Genomic DNA, 20,471 nt, shown 5'->3' on the forward strand with positions numbered 1-20,471 from the left:
ACATGTATAAGAATAAAGCTAAACTGTTAACTGAGTTTTAATCTTGTGTAAAGGTTTTGTAAATGAATGTTGAGTTTTTGTAAATATGCATAAAAAAACACCTGCCTCCGACTTGAGAGACAGGTGTTTGGGTTGTTGAATTTACTCGTTATTACTTGTGGTTTCTTCCTTTTGTTCAGATGTTGATTTTTTATCTTTTTCTTGACGCTCTTTCTTTAAATCAAAATAAGCATCCAAGACTCTTCGCCCTATTAGGTTATTAATACTTGGACCGCTGTTTCCTTGATATGCCCATGGTACGACAACTGCCATGGCTACCTCTGGATCATTTGCTGGTGCAAAGCTGACGAGACTGAGGTTCATTACTTCTGTGCCACGCTTTGATTTATCAGAACCATCATAAAAGGCCTGTGCTGTTCCTGTTTTTCCTGCAGGGGAATAATCTGCACTCTTAAAGTAACTTACTGCAGTACCGTCACCCACCTGCATGACCATTCGAAAACCTTCTTGAACCCGCTTAATCCATGATTCCTTCATATCTAATCGGTTTAATACTTTCGGTTGGATTTCCTCGACAATCGGGCCTAACTCATTATTTTCCATTACTGGCTCACGAATTTCCTTCACTAGATGAGGCTGGATACGATTCCCGCCATTTGCTATCGTGGAGACATACTGAGCGAGTTGGATTGGTGTATACGTATCATACTGACCAATCGATAGGAAAAGAAGTAAACCAGGAGTTCTTTCAGGACCTGGAAAGCCGCTCATCTCATTAGGCAGGTCTATCCCTGTACGAGTACCTAAACCAAACTGACTAAATGATTGCCGCATCGTATCAAAGGCTGAATAATCGAGCGGCAATGGTTGATTTGGTCGATACTGTCCACCCGCCATCGCAATGACAGTTTTCCACATATATACGTTGGAAGAAACCTGTAGTGCCCTTAAATCATTGATTCGGCCAAATGTTCTCCATGATGACATTACTGGTGAACTTGCAATTCTTAATGGCTCGTCTAATTGGGTAGAACCTGGTTGAATTGCCCCCGTTTTATAACCAGTTAAAATCGTTGCCCCTTTTACTGCAGACCCAACGTTGTAGGAAGTTGTAATATTTCCTCCAGCAAAGTCATTCATGACTGTTTTTCCTTTTTTATCTTTACTAATTTGTTTTCCAGCCAATGATAAGACTTCACCGGTATGGGGATCCATCAGAACGACGAAAGCACGATCGAGTAGGGCAGTATTTGGTTTTTGCTTTGCACTCCACATTTCTTCTTCGATGATATTTTCTACCTTCTTCTGAAGATCCATATCAATCGTTAAAACAAGGTCTTTACCTCTTTTGCCTTCTGAAACGACTTCTGTTGAAAGGATTTTTCCTGTCTTATCTGTTACATTTTTCACTTTTGCCTTTTGACCATGCAGGACATCCTCGTATTTCAATTCTAGATAACTTTTTCCGACTCGGTCATTTCTGCTGTAGTCACGTGCCATATATTTTTCTAATTGCTCTTTGGGAATCCCCGCTTCGGAGGTAGTAACATCGCCCAATATTGATTTCAACGTCTTCCCAAATACATACTTTCGTGTCCAATCCGTTGTTGTATCAACCCCAGGTAAATTTTCTAGGTTTTCACTGACTACCGCAAATTCTTCAGGTGTAACATCTTTGTTTTTTACAATTTGTGGTGTTAAAGCATAACCACTGTTAAAAACTCTATAGATTGCAAGAGTTTCAAGCTCTTCGCCAACAATACTTTTTACTTCTTTATCAGTTATTCGATCGATCTGAAGTTTATAAATTTGCTTATCGTCTAACTTTTCTTGTTTATAGAGTGCCCATTCTTTTTCAGTAATTTTTGCTTTTGCTTCTTCGGGATGTTTTAAAATCCAATAATCCTTTCTATCCCGAATAGGAACTTTTTTTGCATCTTCAGTTTTGTCAATGATTTTTGCCAATTTCGCTGCACTTTCCAACATTTCCTCTTGGGTTGTTTGTTGATATTTCGTGTAAGTAATTGCGTTTAATGGCGTATTATCAACAATAATTTTCCCATTACGGTCAAACATTTTCCCTCTTGGTACAGGGTTATTTACTGTAACATCTTCTGTCCGCTCAATTTCACGTTTAAAATCATCACCAAAAACAATTTGTAATTCACCAAGTCTAAGAATGAGAACAGAAAATAGCATGAATACCACAAAGAATAACATGTTTAAACGAAATGGCACATGTTCCTTCTTTTTTTTCTTTTTATTATTCAAGGGATAAAAACACTTCCTTTTTCACGGCTTAAGCTTAACTTTCTCTATTTTATAGGATAAGTCTGCTTTTTTCTATGAAAAACCCTTACCAATTTCTAAGGTAGAAATACCAAAGAAAAAAAGGCGCTGAGTAATTAATTTACTCAACGCATTCCGGGACTGGTAGGTGTACCCTTTTAAGAAAAAAATAGATGCATGTATGCCCAGCACCCAAAAAGAGAAGGAGAATGGGAATACTGTTTTCAGCTTTAAACCAAGTGATAGCTGCTAAAAAGGATAATATAGATACAATCCTGCCGAGATTTAAGTATATTTCTCTGACGACAATATATTCAATCCTCATTTCTGCAGCCTTCCATCCGGTTCCAATAACATCGTATGTAGTTGACATATACGGGACGAGTAAAAGCGGATAAGCGATTGCAATCATCCCGCCATAGATTAGCAATTTGATGAAATTAACGTCCCAAACAATTATCAGAACAGCTGCATATAAAAGAATCCCACCGATTAGAATCGCTTTTTTTCGATTTTTTTGTTTAATTAATCGTGAAGCAAAATAATAGGCTACAAATGATACGCCTGAATTAAGGAGACCAAATGTACCTAGAGACAATTCACTTCCCGTCGAAAGGTAAACAAAAACAGAGATAACAAATGCAAAGGTACCCTCCCTCAAACCTTGAAAGAAGTTAGCATTTGTAATTAAACGCCAATTTTCATTTTGTTTTCTTTCATGTAGAATTTGCATAAAGCAATAGCTGCCTGATGATGGACGTGGTTTCAAAGAAAAGCTCATAAAAACCGCTAGAGCGAATAATGCGAGTGAGAGCCCAAAAACAATCGTGTAACCAGTATACTTTTCAAATCTTGTAATGATGATACCTGCCGCGATGGGGCCAATCATTCCCCCGGCAGATGATAATATCCCTAAAAATCCATTAAAAAAATCTCTCGTGTCTGGTTCGGTAATTTCAAATGTTAACACATTGTAGGCTAGCCAATAAAAACCATACCCTACTCCTAAAAAACTTCCTAAGAGAAGTAAATAGGTTGAAGCATTAGTGCCAAATACTAAAACCATTACATAAAATAAAGCTAAAAAAATGACCCCAATTCTGAGCACAATCACCCTGTCGATTTTTTTCGCCCATCGCCCCGCTAAGATAAATGTAAGCAATTGTAGAATCACTATCGATAGGTTGTAGAGGGCGATATCTGAGTACTTTCCCGTTTGCTTCCAAAGATAAATATTTACAAAGGTGTTAGACAAAGCAATGCTTAATGAGTATAGCCCTCCGATAATCAGTAATAGTGATAAATCTTTCGTTAGTTTAACATCACCCAGAATCTTAAATTTTTTTGCCATCAAAAACTCCCCTTTATCTTATGGGTAGTCTTTATCAAGCTAGTTTTTCTTATTCACAAAAAAAAAGACAACCCAAGGGCTGCCTTTTATCATTATCATTATTTTGCTTGGTTGTAGCGATTTGACACTTCTTCCCAATTCACTACATTCCAGAAAGCGGAAATATAGTCAGGGCGCTTGTTTTGATAGTTTAAGTAGTAAGCATGCTCCCAAACATCAAGACCAAGAATTGGCGTTTTGCCTTCCATTAGTGGAGAATCTTGGTTTGGTGTACTAGAAACTTCTAACTCACCATTGTTTACAGATAACCATGCCCAGCCAGATCCGAAACGAGTAGTTGCTGCTTTAGCAAACTCTTCTTTAAAGCTTTCGAAGCTGCCAAATTTGCTGCTGATTGCGTCAGCTAATTCGCCTGTTGGTGCACCTCCGCCATTTGGTGAAAGGATTTGCCAGAATAAAGAATGGTTAGCGTGACCGCCGCCATTGTTACGAACTGCCGTACGAGCAGCCTCTGGAACCGCATCCAAATTAGCAATAACTTCTTCAACTGATTTAGAAAGTAATTCTTCATTTCCAGCTAAAGCGTTATTTAAATTTGTTACATATGTGTTATGGTGTCTTGTGTGGTGAATATTCATAGTTTCTTTGTCGATATGTGGTTCAAGTGCGTTCTCTGCATAAGGTAATTGTGGTAATTCAAATGCCATTTTAATTCCTCCTATGTATAAATGATTTTATGGGCCTTAGAATTTCGAATATTTCTAAAGCTTTCCTCCTTAAGATACCAAAGTTGGTTATTTGTATCAAATAAAATGCTTAGGTACTTAACATAGTTACCATTCCCGTTTTGTAGGATATTATACAAAATATAGCCATTCGTAATTTTTCGAAAAATTGTCATCTTTTCCTAAAGGGCAATCTGTCAACGATTTTTGTCATATCCGACTTTTGTCACTCCCAAATATTGTAATAGCTATATTGACACCTAATTAATTATTTATTTAAATCAAAGGGAAGTGGTACTTAAGGAGTGATTTACTATGCAATTAAACCGTACTTCTATATATAATTTATTAGCTGCTTTTTTTCAAAAAAAAGAACCCATTCAAAAAATAAAAGCTGGTTCAGTTCTTTTTCAAGAAAAGGATGCTGCCAAGTATGTATACTTATTAATTAAAGGGAGTATTTCCCTTGGAAGAGTTCATTTACGAGGGAAGGATTTTATCTTAAAAATCTTAAACGATCAAGAATTAATTGTTGAATACCAACTTTTTAAAGACAATCCTCATTATCAATTTTATGCAAAAACATTGACTGATTGTGAAATGATTCTAATAAAAAAAGAGCAATTTGAAGATTTCATTTTTACAGACCCTGAGGCAATGAATGCTCTGGTTACATGGTTAAGTACAGGTTATTTAAAGGCACAAATGAAATGCCAGGATCTTATTATGAATGGAAAAAAAGGCGGTTTATATTCAATCCTCATCCGTCTATGCAATTCATATGGAATAAAAACAGAAGATGGTATTTTAATTGACCTTCCGTTAACACATCAGGAACTGGCTAATTTAACATTCGGAACCCGTGAGGTTATTCAACGAGCTTTAAAAGACCTCCGCGAAAAGAAGATTATCTCCTATGATAATCAGAAGTTTACGATAAAAAAACTGAACTATTTAAAAGAAGAAGTCGACTGCCAAAACTGCTCCTTTGAAATTTGTGGACTGAATTAATTGAAAAAAGCCACCCAGGTGGCTTTTTTCTATTAAAGTACGACGATGAAAAAGAAGATGACCATGATGATTTGAATAATAGTTTTCGTGACAACACTACTTATGAATCCAATCACTGACCCAAATCCAACTTTTATGCTTTCCATGAAACTTCTTTTGTTAAAGATTAATTCCGCTGCAATTGCCCCAATAAATGGACCAATGAGAATTCCGAAAAAAGGAATTACAAAAGGCCCCACCAAAATACCAATCGTACTCCCCCAGACACCAGCCTTAGACCCGCCATATTTTTTAATTCCAATCATATTAGCAATATAGTCAGCAATAAAAAGAAGGACGATAAACAAACCTTGTATCAACCAAAAATACCATTGAAAGGGTTCAAAACTAAAAAAGACTCCATATAATAAAAACCCAGCTAATAAAAACAATACACTTGGAATAATCGGGTAAATCAGACCAACAAATGCGACAATAAATAATACGATGATGATACTCCAATAAATCATTTCCATTCTACTCATCCCTCATAACTTATTGTTATTATTAAATGTACACATTCCTTCATACGATTAAACTTATATTTGGTTTCAAATATTAAATAGACGGTGTCATTCTTGTATAAACCCTTTACTAAAGATACAATAGATGCGGAAGCATTTATTGTATTTGTGTAGAGGTGGTCATTATGAATATTTTTAAACAACTTTATAAAAGTATCTATTCTCCAAAGGATATTGCATTGTTTCGGTTTCAAGGAATCGGAAAGACAATCTTATATGTCTTTTTCTTAACCTTCATTTCGATTCTCCCGTCCGTTATTTATTTAAGCACTGCTCTTACCTCTGGACTGGAAAGTGCAGAGACAATTATTAATGATAAATTACCTGATTTTTCTATTGAAGACGGACATTTAACGGCGGATACCAAAGTTCCAATTACCATTAATAGGAATGACTTTACAATCCTTCTCGACCCAACAGGTGCTGTTACTGACGATGATGTAGCGGATGAAGGCAATGCTTTTGCATTATTGGAGGATCAATTTGTATTTGCAGCTGGGGGCAGAGTTGAAACATACCCCTATTCAATGTTAGAAGGTTTAGCCATCACAAAGGGTGACTTCGTGGATTTTATTAACGGAATTGGCGGTATGAAGTGGATCATAATCCCTGTAGGAGCATTATTTATTTACTTATTTGCAAGTGCTGGCAGTTTTATTGAAGTCACAGTATTGGCTTTGATTGGATTGTTACTTAAAAATCTTATTGGAAGAAACTTAAATTACCGGCAATTATGGAGAATGGCCGCTTACAGCGAAACATTGCCTACCCTCTTTTTCACCATCATGGCTGCCATTAAAACAACGGTCCCTAGCAGCTTTATGATTAATTGGTTTGTCGTAATTGTCGTATTATCTTTAGCGATAAAGGAAATACCGAAACCCAAAAAAGTAAACTAAACTGCGCCCATTGCGGGCGCTTTTTTTTATAAACTCGTTCTTTTTATTATTGGACAAGCATACCTATGTACAAACTGTCATTTTGGAGGCTTGTCCGATGAAAAAATTATTTGGTTTCTTATTAGCCGTTTTAATTATATATGTCATATATATTGACTTAACTGTCGGTACTCTCCCAACTTCACTAACACAGCAGGTCGATGCCAAAATTGAAGTACCAAAACTACAACAGCAATCTGACCTCCCTTCGTTTGAAGCAAAGGTGGAACCTGGAGAAACCGTGATATCAATTGTTGAACATCAACTGGATAAACCCCTTCCTGTCTCGATTACGGACTTGATTCAAGACTTTCGAAAACTAAACCCTGGGGAAACGCCAGAAAAAATTCAAATTGGGTCTACATATCATTTCCCTGATTACTCAAAATAAAGAGGATAATGCTTATTCTTGTCAAAAATAGTGAAAGGCTGATAAAATAAAAGGCGGATTGTTTATATAAACCTTATTCGAATCCCATTTTGAAGGAGCGAATTACACGTGAGTGAAATAATACATCGCACTAAGACCCGTCCAATTAAAGTAGGTAACTTAACAATTGGCGGGAGTAACGAATTATTTATCCAAAGTATGACCACAACAAAAACACATGATGTGGAAGCAACTGTTGCTGAAATAAAACGACTTGAGGAAGCTGGCTGTCAGATTGTTCGTGTGGCTTGTCCCGATGAACGTGCCGCAAATGCTATTCCTGAAATAAAGAAAAGAATCAACATTCCACTTGTTGTCGATATCCATTTTGATTATAAATTGGCTCTTAAAGCCATCGAAGGCGGAGCAGATAAAATTAGAATTAATCCAGGAAATATCGGAAAACGCGAAAAAGTCGAAGCTGTCGTTAAAGCTGCTAAAGAACGTGGTATTCCGATCAGAATTGGCGTAAATGCAGGTTCGCTTGAAAAGAGAATTTTAGAAAAATATGGTTATCCAACAGCTGATGGCATGGTTGAGAGTGCTCTTCATCATATTAAAATACTTGAGGATTTGGACTTTCATGACATTATTGTCTCTATGAAGGCATCTGATGTTAACCTAGCGATTGAAGCCTATGAGAAAGCATCTATGGCATTTGATTATCCTCTCCATCTTGGGATTACTGAATCAGGTACTCTTTTTGCTGGAAGCATAAAAAGTGCGGCTGGTTTAGGGACTATTTTACACAAGGGAATCGGGAACACTCTACGCGTTTCCCTAAGTGCTGACCCTGTTCAAGAAGTAAAGGTAGCGAGAGAGCTATTAAAGGTTTTCGGCCTATCATCAAATGCTGCCACTTTGATCTCATGCCCGACTTGCGGCCGGATTGAAATTGATTTAATCAGTATTGCGAATGAGGTAGAAGAATATATTGAAAAAATTAAAGCACCGATTAAAGTAGCAGTATTAGGCTGTGCTGTTAACGGTCCTGGAGAGGCTCGTGAAGCTGATATTGGGATTGCCGGTGCTCGTGGTGAAGGGTTATTATTCAGGAAGGGTGAGATTGTCCGCAAGGTTCCTGAAGCGCAATTAGTTGAGGAATTGAAAAAGGAAATCGATCAAATTGCTGAAGAATACTTTCAGAAAAAAGCAGAGGAAGAAAAAATCACTCAATAAAAAATCTAAGAAACCCGGTGAAATCACCGGGTTTCTTTTTGCTCCTATGCAGGTTTACGTTAAAAGAACGGAAGAATAAAGATACCGATTACAATTGAAATTGCACCGATACCAATTGCCCAAGCACCTAAACCATTGGCCCCTCTTCTTCTGGCAACGAAGCCTAACACAATCCCTGCAGCACCAAAAAGTATTGGCATAACAAATAGTGATAAAATCGAAAGCACTAACGCAAGTGTCCCAACACCTGTACCACCAGCAGCTTTTTCTCTTCCCCCTTCGGTTTCCCTCCTACGAATAAGAGGAGCAGGTGCAGCAATCTCTGCAGCTGTCTCTTCCCTATATTCAGAAGAGCGTATCGGAACCGAAGCACCAATCCGTGGTGTAGACTCTTCTTTTTTCAGAGTGTAGTGAGCCTTAATGGGTTCAGCAAATTCTGATGCGGTTTCCTCCCTAAATGATGTAGGAGAATTGGGTATATCTTGACCAATAGTCGAGCTTTGAAGAGCCTCTTGCACTTTCGTGTCTCTTTCGTCTGCCATCCTAATCCCTCACTTTCAGTAATAGGAGCATTAATTATTGTTTGCATCAGAATGTATTTTAGTATGTCAATGTTTGCCTAAAATAGTTTTTTATTTCTATTTTCAAAAAATTAATTGTAAATAGTTACTTTATTGAACCCAATACTTTGGTAAAATATAAAGAGATACGGAAAAAGAAATAAGAAAGTGAGTCTACACATGAAAAAAAGATTTGGCATCGATATCGATGGAACTGTAACATGTCCAAAATCATCCATCCTACCTTTTATTAATAAAGCATTTGGCCTGAGCATATCGTATGAGGACGTTACCCAATATGAATATACTCCATATGTAAATGTCTCTGAAAAAGTTTTTGCTGAATGGTTCACAGAAAACGAACCGACCATCTATGCCAACTCCCCTCTTGCAAATGGAGCAGAACATGTCCTTAAAAAATGGGAAAATGAGCATGAATTGTTTTTTATCAGTGCTCGTAGTTCTCATCTACTTGATATTACAATTAAATGGTTTATTGATAATGGCTTAACCTTTGATCACATCGAATTAATCGGTTCACATGACAAAGTCGCATCCGTTAAAAAACACAGTTTGGATATCTTTTTTGAGGATAAGCATGATAATGCGGTAATGATACATGAAGAGTGTCAGATTCCAGTCATTTTATTTGATACACCATATAATCAAGATCCAATTCCAAATGGGGTAATTCGTGTTAATAACTGGAGTGAAGCAAAGAGGTGGGTAGAACAGTGGATGAAGGAAAGTCGTCCATTGGTACAAACGTTCTAACAACTACCTATTAAAAAACAGCTTGTGCCTCCACAAGCTGTTTTTTAATGACAATCAGGGCAAAGACCATAAATTTCAAATTTATGTCCGGAAATATCGTATCCTTTTAAATTTTCACTTAGATCTTTCATCGGGCAGGTGTCAATTTCTTTTGTTTTTCCACATGTCAAACAGATAAAATGATGATGATGGTGTTGTCTAGAGCATGAAAAACGGAAATGCTTTTCCCCTGATAATTCAGTCATCTCTAGAATTCCCATATTAACAAATAAAGAGAGATTTCGATATATCGTATCAAAACTCAGACCAGGGTAATCATCTTTGAGGTGATCCAATACGTCCTTAGCCGTTAAATATTTATCACTATCTGCAAATAATTGCAGCATATCTTCTCTTTTGCCAGTTTGTTTAAATCCTTTTTCCTTTAAATATTGAATCGCTTCATCAACGTTCACCAGGCTGCCCCCCCTTATGGATTAAAAATTTTTTATAAAAGATGGAGATAATTAGGATAAGAACGGCAATCATCACAATCGTTCCACCGGGGGCCAAATCTAAGTAGTAAGCTGTAAACAAGCCGCCAAGAACTGAAACTTCCCCAAATAAAACAGATAAGAAGATGGTTTGCTTAAATCCTCTGGCTATCCGAATACTGGCAGCAACAGGTAATGTCATTAATGATGACACCAATAAAATCCCAACAATTCTCATCGATGCCGCAATCACCAAGGCTACCATGACAATAAATATGAAGTGAATACTTTTCGCTGCAATGCCGGAGGCCTTCGCATGTTCCTCATCAAAAGATAGTAAAAACAGTTCTTTATATAATAAAATAATTACCAGAAGCACTAAAATTCCAATAATAAACACGACCCATAAATCTGTTCTGCTAACAGCGGAGACACTGCCGAACAAATAACTGAACAAGTCTGTATTAAAGCCATTGGCGAGTGAAATAAATATAACACTTAAGCCAATCCCGCTCGAAAGGATAATTGGAATCGCAAGTTCTTGGTAGTGCTTGTAGACACTTCTAAGTTTCTCGATGAATAGGGATCCTCCAACCGAAAAAACCATTCCTATATATAGTGGATTCATACCTGCCATCATGGCCACATTTCTTTCTAGAAGCAAACTCGCTGCTATTCCAGCTAAAGTCACATGGCTTAGAGCATCTGCTATTAATGATAATCTCCTGACAACCACAAACACTCCTAATAACGGAGCAATAATGCCGATCATCATCCCAGTTAAAAAGGCATTTTGTAAAAATTCATAATGAAATATTCCCTGAATCATCTAATAACGCCTCCGTGCTCGTGATGGTGGGCAAGCAGGTGAACATCGTGCCCATAGGCTTTTGACATATCATCAGCTCGGAGTTGTTCAAATTCCTTTGTTTCCCCATGAAAATGCAAATGTTTGTTTAAGCAGGCAACATGTGAGACTTTATCGGAGATCGTCCCAATATCATGTGTAACCAATAAAAGCGTAATTTCTCGACTTTTATTCAATTCACCAAGCATTTGATAAAAATTACTTACATTCTCGGCATCTACACCAACAGTTGGTTCATCGAGAATAAGAAGACTCGGTTCACTAACTAGGGCACGGGCAATAAAAACTCTTTGTTGTTGACCTCCAGAGAGTTCGCCAATATTTCTATTCCTGAACTTTGTCATTCCCACTGCATCCAAGGCTTCATGAACTTTTTGTGCATGTTCGTTTTTAAAAAATTTAAACATTCCTAGCTTTTTCGTCAAACCACTTTCGACCACTTCAAATACAGTTGCCGGAAAACCAGTGTTAAAGGAATTAGCTTTTTGAGAAACATAACCAATTTTATGCCAATCCTTAAATTTATTTATTTCCTGACCAAATAAATAGATTTCCCCTTTTTGCGGCTTTAGTAAACCTAAAATCAACTTCAACAGTGTTGATTTCCCAGAACCATTAGGTCCGACAATCGCCAAAAAAGAACCATGAGGAACAGTAATATTGATATCCTCTAGAACCGCATCTTTTTCATAACGATAAAAAAGTTTTTTTATTTCAATAATTGATTGCATAATCTGCACATCACCTTTTAATTATAAGAATCATTCCGATTTACCTCAAGTAGTATACAATAGGTCAGATGGATTGTAAAGCAACTACACTGTATTAGACAATTGTTTCAGAAAATCTGTTATCACACTCCGTGAACTCCATCATACATTAAGGTGAGGAGTGGTGAATGTGACAATTTTTCAGAGCATCATTAATCATAAAATCAATACGATAACCGCTGAAGAGCTGCTAAAATACGCAGAACAGTTTAATATCTCTGTGACTAGGCAGCAAGCAGGGAAAATTGCGGAATACTTAAGAGGGAAAAATGTTAATATTTTTGATGATTCACAACGGGCTCAATTAGTAAAAGAAATTGCAAAAACTGCGGGTCCAACAACCGCACGAGAAGTCAATAAATTATTTACGCAACTGACCAAAAAGTAAAAAGCTGTGAATCTTCACAGCTTTTTTCCTTATGACTCCATGATTAAATCCAGCAGGTTCTCATTGAACTTTTGCTCGAGAAGCATATTGATTTCAAACTTATAGGGTGCTTTTTTATTATTCTTATCTTCACCTACAAATGGAGTTTCTAAAATCTTAGGAACATCTGTAAGTTGTGGATGGTGGACGATATAATTAAGTGCCTTAAAGCCGATATGGCCAAAACCGATATTTTCATGTCTGTCTTTTCTCATCCCTACTGCATTTTTACTATCATTAATATGCAAGACCTTTAATTTGTCCAACCCTATCATTTTGTCAAATTCATTTAATACACCATCGAAATCCTCGACAATATTATAACCTGCATCATGGGTATGACAGGTATCAAAGCAAACGGATAGCTTATCACTATAGTTGACACCGTCCATAATCATAGCTATTTCCTCGAACGATTTACCGCATTCAGAACCCTTCCCTGCCATAGTTTCCAAAGCAATTTGTACTTGCTCTTTCCCAGTTAGAACTTCGTTTAAACCTTCAATAATTTTTTTAATGCCCGCTTCTGTTCCAGCACTAACATGTGCTCCTGGATGGAGGACAATTTGCTTTGCTCCTATCGCCTCAGTTCGTTCAATTTCTGATCGAAGAAACCTAACACCTAGTTCAAATGTATCTGGATTTGTTGTATTTCCGATATTGATGATATATGGAGCATGGACAATAATTTCAGAAATACCGTTCTGCTCCATATGTCTGCGACCTGCTTCAATATTAAGGTCTTCAATTTTTTTTCTTCTTGTATTTTGCGGTGCTCCCGTATATACCATAAACGTGTTTGCACCATAGGAAACTGCTTCTTCACTTGCTGCAAGAAGCATGCCTTTTCCACTCATTGATACATGTGATCCTAATTTCAGCATGCCTTTTCTCTCCCTGCTTTCATTATTTTTTTCTTTGTTCGATTCTTCGTTCTCGTTTTTTTATTTTATCCATTTCCCACTGCATTTTCTTTTTATACCCAGGCTTAACTTTAGTTGGTTTTTTTACCATTGATTTGGCCTTTTGGTCTGCCTTATCCTCTTGTCTTACACGGGTCTTCCGCTTATTACGCTCATCAATTTTCACTAGTTCGTTATTTTTAAGGTCGACGTAATTAAATTGAATCCCCATTTTTTCTAATCGATTTAACGCATCCTCATCAGATGCTTCATAGATTGTAAGTGCAATCCCAGAATATCCGGCGCGAGCAGTTCTTCCAACGCGATGAATATAAAAATCTAAGTCGGTAGGAAGTTCATAGTTGATGATATGGCTGACACCTTCAATATCTATTCCTCGTGAAGCAAGGTCCGTGGCAACTATATATTGGTACTCTAGATCCTGAATTTGCTTCATCATTTGTTTTCGTTCACGCGGGTTTAAATCACCATGAACTCGGCCGACTTTTAACCCTTTTTCATTTAAAAAGTAAGCCACCTCTTCAGCCATTTTTTTGGTATTCGTAAAAACGATCGCTAAATAGGGATTGTACGCAACAAGTGCATCATGAACCAGCTGCTTCTTACTCCGATGTCTTGAAGGCAGGAGGTAGTGTTCTAAATTTTCTGCTGACCTTCTTTTTGGTTCAATTTGAATTGTCTTTGGATTTTCCATATACTTTTTAAGGAAAGGTTTTAATTTTTCTGGGATGGTTGCTGAGAAAACAAGCATTTGCAGATTTTCTGGCATTTTTCCAGCTACTCTGTCCAAATCCTCAATAAATCCCATGTCTAACATCATATCTGCTTCATCGACGACTAGTATTTCCGCAGTATGAACAAATAACGCTTTATCACTCATCAAGTCCTTGATTCTTCCTGGAGTCCCGACAACAATATGTGGTTGGACTTTTAATTTTTCAATTGTCCGCTGCTTGTCCGTTCCCCCAATGTAGCATCTAGTCATTATCGCTTCCTCTGGGTTGCAGTGTTCCGTTATTTTTAGAATTTGATGGTAAATTTGTGAGGCAAGTTCTCTAGTAGGTGCCGTAATGACAGCCTGTACTTCCGAACGTTTCGGGTCAATTTTTTCGAGAATAGGAAGAACAAAGGCGAGGGTTTTCCCCGTCCCTGTTTGGGATTGGCCAATTGCACTTTCTCCTTTTAAAATAACTGGAATCATACGTTCTTGAATTTCAGTCGGTTCGCTAAAACCGAATCCTTTAATAGCTTCTATAATAAATGGTTGAAACGTAAATCGAGCAAAACGGTTTTCTCTCATATTTTTTCTCCTTATATTAAAACTTTTAATTAGTTTTCTTATTCAGCATGATTAACACTTTTTATTCCATCATGCAATTATAGTCAATATTCCTTCAAAACTCCAGTTTCTTTCGTTTTAATATCATTTTCTACCTTCTGCCAACTTTTAAACAACTAATTTTAGTCTTTGTCCTGTGTATAATAACCTAAACCAATTTAGGAAAAATGCATAATTTAAAGCATGAGGCAATTTGAAAGGAGGCTAAAATATGCAACCAAGACCTAGAATGCCTATGCAGGGGGGAATGGGGCCTGGGCCATTTGGGCGGAATAATCAGATGATGAATCCCAGATTTAACCCTTTTGGCAGCAGGAACCCTATGATGGGTCCCACATCCAACCCATTTGGAGGAGGAAATAACCCGATGATGGGGCAAATGATTGGAAGACCTAATCAGATGAATACAGGGGGCGGAGGAATCCTTTCGAAATTATTCGGAAGAGGTAACCAAGCAGGCGGATTTATGGGGATGCAATCAGCAGGTAGAGCAGCATCTGGAGGTGGAGGCCTGCTCCAATCGTTAAGTAACCCTGGGGGACTAACAAGCATGTTAAACAATACCCAACAGGTACTAAAAACAGCTCAGCAAATCGGTCCAATGGTCCAACAATATGGCCCAATGATAAAAAATATACCCGCCATGTGGAAGATTTATAAAGGATTTAAAAATGCCACAAAAAATACGGATACAGCCTCAGACGAAACTAGCCAAAAAACCGAAACAGCCTCAGTGGAATCATCTTCTCATGAAGTATCTGAAAATAAAAGTACTAAAAAGAAAGTGCAAAGCAAGAACAATCAACAACCAGTTTCTTCACAAAAAACTTCTCGCCAAAAGGGATCTTCTATTCCTAAAATGTATATCTAAATGAAGAATGCTGGTGACAGCATTCTTTTTTCCTATAAATGTTAAGGAAAAATGTATCTTTGTATTATATCTATTAGTTTTATATAATAAATAAATAAAACTATGAATCAATGTCTTTTTTAGGGGGACTTAACGATGCAAATCATCAAAATTTCACCACGAGGCTATTGCTACGGTGTTGTTGATGCAATGGTTATTGCTCGAAATGCGGCTTTAGATAAAACATTACCTCGCCCTATCTACATATTAGGGATGATCGTTCATAATAAACATGTTACAGATGCGTTCGAGGAAGAAGGGATTATTACCCTAGATGGAAAAAATCGCAAGGATATTCTCGATAAAGTAGATACAGGAACCGTTATATTTACTGCCCATGGAATATCGCCAGAAGTAAGAGAGTTAGCCAAAAAGAAAGGTCTAGTTACGATCGACGCTACTTGTCCTGATGTGACTAGAACCCATGATCTAATTGAAGAAAAAACACAACAAGGATATCAAGTCATTTATATAGGGAAAAAAGGCCATCCAGAGCCTGAGGGAGCAGTGGGTGTCGCACCTGAAATGGTGCACTTGGTTGAAACTCCACAAGATGTAGAGGCATTACCAATTGATAGTGACAAATTGCTGGTCACTAATCAAACAACGATGAGTCAATGGGATGTATCCGAAACGATGAAAAAAGTTCAGGAAAAATATCCACATGTTGAAGTCTATAATGAAATTTGCCATGCAACACAAATTCGCCAAGAAGCAGTTGCCGAACAAGCAACAGAAGCGGATGTAACTATTGTTGTCGGTGATCCAAAAAGTAATAATTCTAATCGACTCGCACAAGTTTCAGAGGAAATTGCTGGGACAAAAGCATATCGCATTGCTGATATTACCGAGTTAGAAATTGATTGGATTAAAGATGCCAAAAACGTTGCAGTCACATCTGGCGCTTCCACCCCAACACCAATAACCAAAGAAGTTATTACGTTTCTCGAGCAATTTGATCCAAATAATGAAGCTACATGGGACCGTCGCAAAAAAGTTCAGTTAAGCAGAATTTTACCAAAGGTAAAAAAATTATAGATTTAAAATAAACGAAAGAACCGAGTCTTAATGACCGGTTCTTTTCTTTTATATAAATTGGAAGGGATCGGTATTTTCAGCAGAAGGAAAAATCTCCACTTCAAAACCTGAATCATGGCACATTTTCTGTAGAACTGTTGTTAACCCTTTTTTCATTACTTTTTCAACATTATGACCTGGATCAATCATATTCAAGCCCTGCATCATTGCGTCATGTGCGGTGTGATAATAAATATCCCCCGTAACATATACATCTGCCCCTTGATATTTGGCATTCATGAAGTATTTATTGCCATCGCCGCCTAACACGGCAACCTTTTTAACTTTTGCAGACAAATCGCCAACCACTCGGACATGGGAAACTTCTAATGTCTTCTTCACTTTTTCCGCAAATTCTTCTAATGTCATTTCTGGAACTTTACCGATACGGCCCAGACCGAGCACTTCTCCTTTGTTTTCAAGTGGATAAACATCATAGGCCACTTCTTCATATGGATGAGCCTTGATCATTGCCGTGAGCGTCTTTTTGAGAATGGATTCTGGGACAATCGTCTCAAGCCTCACTTCCTCCACTTCTTCTAATCGGCCTGCTTCACCAACAAATGGATTAGTATTTTCTCCTGGTAAGAATCGACCTGTACCACTGCCTGAAAATGAACAATGACTGTAGTTTCCAATAAATCCAGCACCTGCATTTCCAAGGACCCTCCTGATTTCCTCAGCATGGCTGACTGGAACAAAAACAACTAATTTCTTTAATTTAGTTTCAAATGTAGGTACTAGAACCTCTGTATTTTCCAGTTCTAGTGCTTCTGCAAGAAGGTCATTTACTCCCCCCGTTGCTACGTCAAGATTCGTATGCGCTGCGTAAACAGCAATATCGTGCTTCAATAATTTTTCAATGATTTTCCCCTGAACGGAATCCGTTAACAAATTCTTAAGGGGGCGATAAATAATCGGATGATGGGCAATAATGAGATGAACATTTTTTTCAATTGCCTCATCGATCACATTTTCAAGGACATCGAGTGCAATCATGATTCGCTCAACTTTTTTATTTAAACGGCCGATTTGTAATCCTATCTTATCTCCCTCCATCGCCAAGCCTTTGGGAGAGAACTGTTCAAACAATTGAATGACTTCGTGTCCATTAGGAATTTTCATTGGTTAAAGCCTCCTTTACAAGCTTAATTTTATCGATGATTTCTTGTTTTTTTTCTAATGTTTCAGGTGATTGAGCAGCATTTTCAAGAGCCTCATATATACGTTCCCAGTTCTTCAATTCTGCTGTCCATTTCTTTTTAAAAGTATCATCCTGCTTTTGAACAAGGAATGGGCCTACTAACAATCCTAGATCTTGATTTTTATTATACGGCTTATTCGGGTCGCCCTTTTCTCCGATTAAAATTTCGTATATTTTCCCATCTTCTTCAAGTATTTCTTCAGCAATTAGTTCCCAATTATTATCAATAAACCATTTCCTAATCGAAATCGCACTAATATTCGGTTGTAACACAAGGCGTTTGACTGACGATAATTTACTTCGACCATTTTCTAAAATACTTGCAATTAAAGCTCCGCCCATTCCAGCGATAGTAATACAATCGACTTCACCATCTTCTATAACCTCTAGACCATCACCCATTCGCACCGAAATGATATTAGTCAATCCTTCTGCTAAAACATTTCTTTCAGCTAATTGAAATGGACCTACTGCAACTTCACCAGCTATCCCAAATGATAACCCTTTGTTTTTCGCTAGGTAACAAGGTAAATATGCATGGTCAGAGCCAATATCTGCAACCCTGGCTCCACTTGGAACATATTTAGCAACCGATGCCAGCCTAGCCGACAATTTATCTGTATTCAATCATACCACCACTTTTTTATGTAATTATTATAGTATAAAAAAAGTCCTTCACAGATGCAAAGGACCCTTTTTACTTATTTAATTGTTGCTAACCAATCTGCCATTGCAGCTGCTTGTTCTTCTTTAACAAGTCCTGCTGGCATGCCTGTACCCTTACCTTTTGTTACAATGGTCATTATTTCTTCTTTAGAATACTTGCTGCCAACACCTTTAAGTGATGGTCCTACAACCCCTTGGTACTGATCGCCATGACAGCCAATACAAGATTGCTTGTAAATGTCCTCAGGCTTTGATGCGGCAACCTCAGTTTTCTCAGTGCCTTCTCCTTTATCCTTCGCAATTTCTTTACTATCACCAAGACCTTTGAAAGACAAAATGAGCATCAGCACAATTCCAAAAGCCATGATAAGAACGTAAGGAATAACCGGATTTCGCTTCATGATATAACCTCCCTTATGTACGAACGTCAGTAAATATGAAAATAGTCTACAAACAACTACTATTTTACTCGAAAAAGAACCGAAGGAAAAGCCCTAAACTTATTTTATCACTATAATCTTAATAAAAAAAAGAAAACAGGCTAAATTAGTGAAAATATCTAACTTAGCCTGTTCTTTTTTTTCGGTATTTTATTTTTTTAACATCCAATTAACCTTGAAATGACCATTCTTTGGACCTCAGATGTACCTTCACCAATTTCAAGCAACTTTGCATCCCTCATCATTCGCTCCACATGGTATTCTTTCATATAACCATAACCGCCATGTATTTGAACAGCTTGATCAGTCACTTCCATGCAAATTTCTGATGCATAAAGTTTACACATCGCTGACTCCTTTGAAAATGGTCTTCCCTGATCCTTTAACCAAGCTGCCTTATACACCATATTCCGGGCCAATTCAATTTTCATTGCCATATCAGCAAGTTTAAACTGGATCGCTTGGAAAGAGGAAATAGACTTTCCAAACTGTTTTCTTTCCTTTGCATAGGCTAAGGCTTTTTCATAGGCCCCCTGAGCAATTCCTACAGCCATCGCACCAATCCCTATACGTCCGCCGTCTAATGTCATTAAAAACTGTTTAAAACCCTCTCCACGCTTCCCTAAAAGGTTCTCAACTGGCACTCGCACATCCTCTAACACTAATTCAGTTGTATTTGATGAATGTAGACCCATTTTTTCATAATTATCAATAATAGTGAAGCCATCTGTACTAGTTGGAACAATAATTGCACTTATTTCTTTTTTTCCTTCCTTCTCTCCTGTTATAGCAGTCAATGAAAGGTGCTTGGCATAACTAGCATTTGTAATGAAACATTTATTTCCGTTTATGACAAACATACCATCTTCTTCACGTGCAGATGTTCTAGTCCCGCCAGCATCTGATCCAGCGTTAGGCTCAGTAAGACCAAACGCACCAAATGATTCACCTGTACAAATCGGCGTTAGATATTTTAACTTTTGCTCCTTGGTGCCAAATAAATTTAGTGGTGCCCCTCCTAAAGATATATGCGCAGAATAGGTAATCCCTGTCGAACCGCATGCCCTGCTTAACTCTTCAGTTACAATTGCAAAACTAACCGTATCTGCACCGCCGCCACCATATTCCTCTGGAAAAGGCAGTCCCATAATTCCCATTTCGGCTAATTTTTTAAATATTTCTACTGGAAATTGTTTTTTTCGGTCGCGCTCAATCGCACTTGGTGCGACTTCCTCATCCGCAAATTCCCGCATTGTTCTTTTTATCATTTCCTGCTCAGAAGTTAAGTCAAAATTCATATTCAATCCCCCTTATCCGAAACCAAATGAATGCGCTTTCTTTATTATTATAAGAGGAATTATCTTTATTTCACAATACTTAAAAATTTTTAAAAATATTCTATTATATGGATATAACAAAAATTCTATCAATTATATCTTATACTTAAAATATTTCACTATCCTAATAATGGAAAAACAAGTTTTATCCCTTTTTTACAAAAATAAATGATGAAAAACCATGTCAGGAAATTCTCATGTCAATTTGCAAAATGAG

At 37.4% G+C, this 20,471-nt stretch carries 22 protein-coding genes; 8 read left to right on the forward strand and 14 right to left on the reverse strand.

What is annotated here, in order from left to right:
• Positions 1–141: 141 nt before the first annotated feature.
• The 3 genes from FS608_RS02505 to FS608_RS02515 form a co-directional block, all read right to left on the reverse strand.
• Positions 142–2,220: a peptidoglycan D,D-transpeptidase FtsI family protein gene (locus FS608_RS02505; RefSeq protein ID WP_144547692.1), complete on the reverse strand. Its 2,079-nt coding sequence runs from the start codon at positions 2,218–2,220 to the stop codon at positions 142–144.
• Positions 2,221–2,410: 190 nt separating this feature from the next.
• A complete protein-coding gene (locus tag FS608_RS02510; RefSeq protein ID WP_144547693.1) occupies positions 2,411–3,640 on the reverse strand; it encodes an MFS transporter in 1,230 nt (409 codons plus the stop codon).
• Between the two features lie 98 nt (positions 3,641–3,738).
• A complete protein-coding gene (locus FS608_RS02515) occupies positions 3,739–4,347 on the reverse strand; it encodes a superoxide dismutase (protein ID WP_144547694.1) in 609 nt (202 codons plus the stop codon).
• A gap of 333 nt (positions 4,348–4,680) precedes the next feature.
• Between FS608_RS02515 and FS608_RS02520 the strand changes: the two genes are divergently transcribed.
• Positions 4,681–5,376, forward strand: a complete 696-nt coding sequence (locus tag FS608_RS02520) for a Crp/Fnr family transcriptional regulator (protein WP_144547695.1) — start codon at positions 4,681–4,683, stop codon at positions 5,374–5,376.
• A gap of 32 nt (positions 5,377–5,408) precedes the next feature.
• Here the strand turns inward: FS608_RS02520 and FS608_RS02525 are convergent, their stop codons facing one another.
• The gene (locus tag FS608_RS02525) at positions 5,409–5,891 is read right to left on the reverse strand and encodes a DUF456 domain-containing protein (RefSeq protein WP_144547696.1); all 483 of its coding nucleotides are present in this window, start codon (positions 5,889–5,891) and stop codon (positions 5,409–5,411) included.
• 173 nt (positions 5,892–6,064) lie between these two features.
• Between FS608_RS02525 and FS608_RS02530 the strand changes: the two genes are divergently transcribed.
• From FS608_RS02530 to ispG, 3 genes are all read left to right on the forward strand, one after another.
• Positions 6,065–6,838 (forward strand): DUF1189 domain-containing protein, encoded by a 774-nt coding sequence (locus FS608_RS02530; RefSeq protein WP_144547697.1) that lies wholly within the window; start codon positions 6,065–6,067, stop codon positions 6,836–6,838.
• 97 nt (positions 6,839–6,935) lie between these two features.
• Positions 6,936–7,268: a hypothetical protein gene (locus tag FS608_RS02535; protein ID WP_144547698.1), complete on the forward strand. Its 333-nt coding sequence runs from the start codon at positions 6,936–6,938 to the stop codon at positions 7,266–7,268.
• A 117-nt stretch (positions 7,269–7,385) separates the two neighbouring features.
• Positions 7,386–8,486 carry a flavodoxin-dependent (E)-4-hydroxy-3-methylbut-2-enyl-diphosphate synthase gene (ispG, locus tag FS608_RS02540; RefSeq protein ID WP_186328589.1) on the forward strand — a complete coding sequence of 367 codons (1,101 nt, stop codon included), beginning with the start codon at positions 7,386–7,388 and terminating at the stop codon, positions 8,484–8,486.
• A gap of 59 nt (positions 8,487–8,545) precedes the next feature.
• On the opposite strand, the gene FS608_RS31610 is transcribed toward ispG, so the two are convergent.
• Positions 8,546–9,028, reverse strand: coding sequence for a DUF4190 domain-containing protein (locus tag FS608_RS31610; RefSeq protein ID WP_313958690.1), 483 nt, complete (start codon positions 9,026–9,028; stop codon positions 8,546–8,548).
• Between the two features lie 198 nt (positions 9,029–9,226).
• Between FS608_RS31610 and FS608_RS02550 the strand changes: the two genes are divergently transcribed.
• The gene (locus FS608_RS02550; protein ID WP_144547700.1) at positions 9,227–9,820 is read left to right on the forward strand and encodes a 5' nucleotidase, NT5C type; all 594 of its coding nucleotides are present in this window, start codon (positions 9,227–9,229) and stop codon (positions 9,818–9,820) included.
• Positions 9,821–9,864: 44 nt separating this feature from the next.
• Here the strand turns inward: FS608_RS02550 and zur are convergent, their stop codons facing one another.
• Genes zur through FS608_RS02565 form a run of 3 tightly spaced genes read right to left on the reverse strand, consistent with a single transcriptional unit; the run spans position 9,865 to position 11,892 of the window.
• Entirely contained in the window at positions 9,865–10,275 is a 411-nt protein-coding gene (zur, locus tag FS608_RS02555; protein ID WP_144547701.1) for a zinc uptake transcriptional repressor Zur, read from the reverse strand.
• Positions 10,265–11,122, reverse strand: a complete 858-nt coding sequence (locus FS608_RS02560) for a metal ABC transporter permease (RefSeq protein WP_144547702.1) — start codon at positions 11,120–11,122, stop codon at positions 10,265–10,267. The genes zur and FS608_RS02560 overlap by 11 nt, the downstream gene beginning before the upstream one ends.
• Positions 11,119–11,892, reverse strand: a complete 774-nt coding sequence (locus tag FS608_RS02565; RefSeq protein WP_144547703.1) for a metal ABC transporter ATP-binding protein — start codon at positions 11,890–11,892, stop codon at positions 11,119–11,121. The genes FS608_RS02560 and FS608_RS02565 overlap by 4 nt, the downstream gene beginning before the upstream one ends.
• A 169-nt stretch (positions 11,893–12,061) precedes the next feature.
• Between FS608_RS02565 and FS608_RS02570 the strand changes: the two genes are divergently transcribed.
• A complete protein-coding gene (locus FS608_RS02570) occupies positions 12,062–12,319 on the forward strand; it encodes a DUF2624 domain-containing protein (protein ID WP_144547704.1) in 258 nt (85 codons plus the stop codon).
• Positions 12,320–12,348: 29 nt separating this feature from the next.
• Here the strand turns inward: FS608_RS02570 and FS608_RS02575 are convergent, their stop codons facing one another.
• Both FS608_RS02575 and FS608_RS02580 read right to left on the reverse strand, forming a co-directional pair.
• Positions 12,349–13,242 (reverse strand): deoxyribonuclease IV, encoded by an 894-nt coding sequence (locus FS608_RS02575; RefSeq protein WP_144547705.1) that lies wholly within the window; start codon positions 13,240–13,242, stop codon positions 12,349–12,351.
• A 22-nt stretch (positions 13,243–13,264) separates the two neighbouring features.
• Positions 13,265–14,581, reverse strand: a complete 1,317-nt coding sequence (locus tag FS608_RS02580) for a DEAD/DEAH box helicase (RefSeq protein ID WP_144547706.1) — start codon at positions 14,579–14,581, stop codon at positions 13,265–13,267.
• 250 nt (positions 14,582–14,831) lie between these two features.
• Between FS608_RS02580 and vrrA the strand changes: the two genes are divergently transcribed.
• Both vrrA and FS608_RS02590 read left to right on the forward strand, forming a co-directional pair.
• Positions 14,832–15,491 carry a VrrA/YqfQ family protein gene (gene vrrA / locus FS608_RS02585; RefSeq protein ID WP_144547707.1) on the forward strand — a complete coding sequence of 220 codons (660 nt, stop codon included), beginning with the start codon at positions 14,832–14,834 and terminating at the stop codon, positions 15,489–15,491.
• A 135-nt stretch (positions 15,492–15,626) separates the two neighbouring features.
• Positions 15,627–16,568 carry a 4-hydroxy-3-methylbut-2-enyl diphosphate reductase gene (locus tag FS608_RS02590; protein WP_144547708.1) on the forward strand — a complete coding sequence of 314 codons (942 nt, stop codon included), beginning with the start codon at positions 15,627–15,629 and terminating at the stop codon, positions 16,566–16,568.
• A gap of 48 nt (positions 16,569–16,616) precedes the next feature.
• Here FS608_RS02590 and FS608_RS02595 read toward each other — a convergent pair whose 3' ends face one another.
• From FS608_RS02595 to FS608_RS02610, 4 genes are all read right to left on the reverse strand, one after another.
• A complete protein-coding gene (locus FS608_RS02595) occupies positions 16,617–17,732 on the reverse strand; it encodes a Nif3-like dinuclear metal center hexameric protein (protein WP_144547709.1) in 1,116 nt (371 codons plus the stop codon).
• Complete coding sequence (locus tag FS608_RS02600) at positions 17,719–18,438, reverse strand: tRNA (adenine(22)-N(1))-methyltransferase (RefSeq protein WP_144547710.1); 720 nt, start codon at positions 18,436–18,438, stop codon at positions 17,719–17,721. Before FS608_RS02600 ends, FS608_RS02595 begins: the two co-directional genes overlap by 14 nt.
• 74 nt (positions 18,439–18,512) lie before the next feature.
• A complete protein-coding gene (cccA, locus tag FS608_RS02605) occupies positions 18,513–18,878 on the reverse strand; it encodes a cytochrome c550 (protein ID WP_144547711.1) in 366 nt (121 codons plus the stop codon).
• A gap of 197 nt (positions 18,879–19,075) precedes the next feature.
• Positions 19,076–20,215: an acyl-CoA dehydrogenase family protein gene (locus FS608_RS02610; RefSeq protein ID WP_144547712.1), complete on the reverse strand. Its 1,140-nt coding sequence runs from the start codon at positions 20,213–20,215 to the stop codon at positions 19,076–19,078.
• Between the last annotated feature and the right edge of the window lie 256 nt (positions 20,216–20,471).

This window comes from Bacillus sp. X1(2014), from assembly GCF_007678255.1.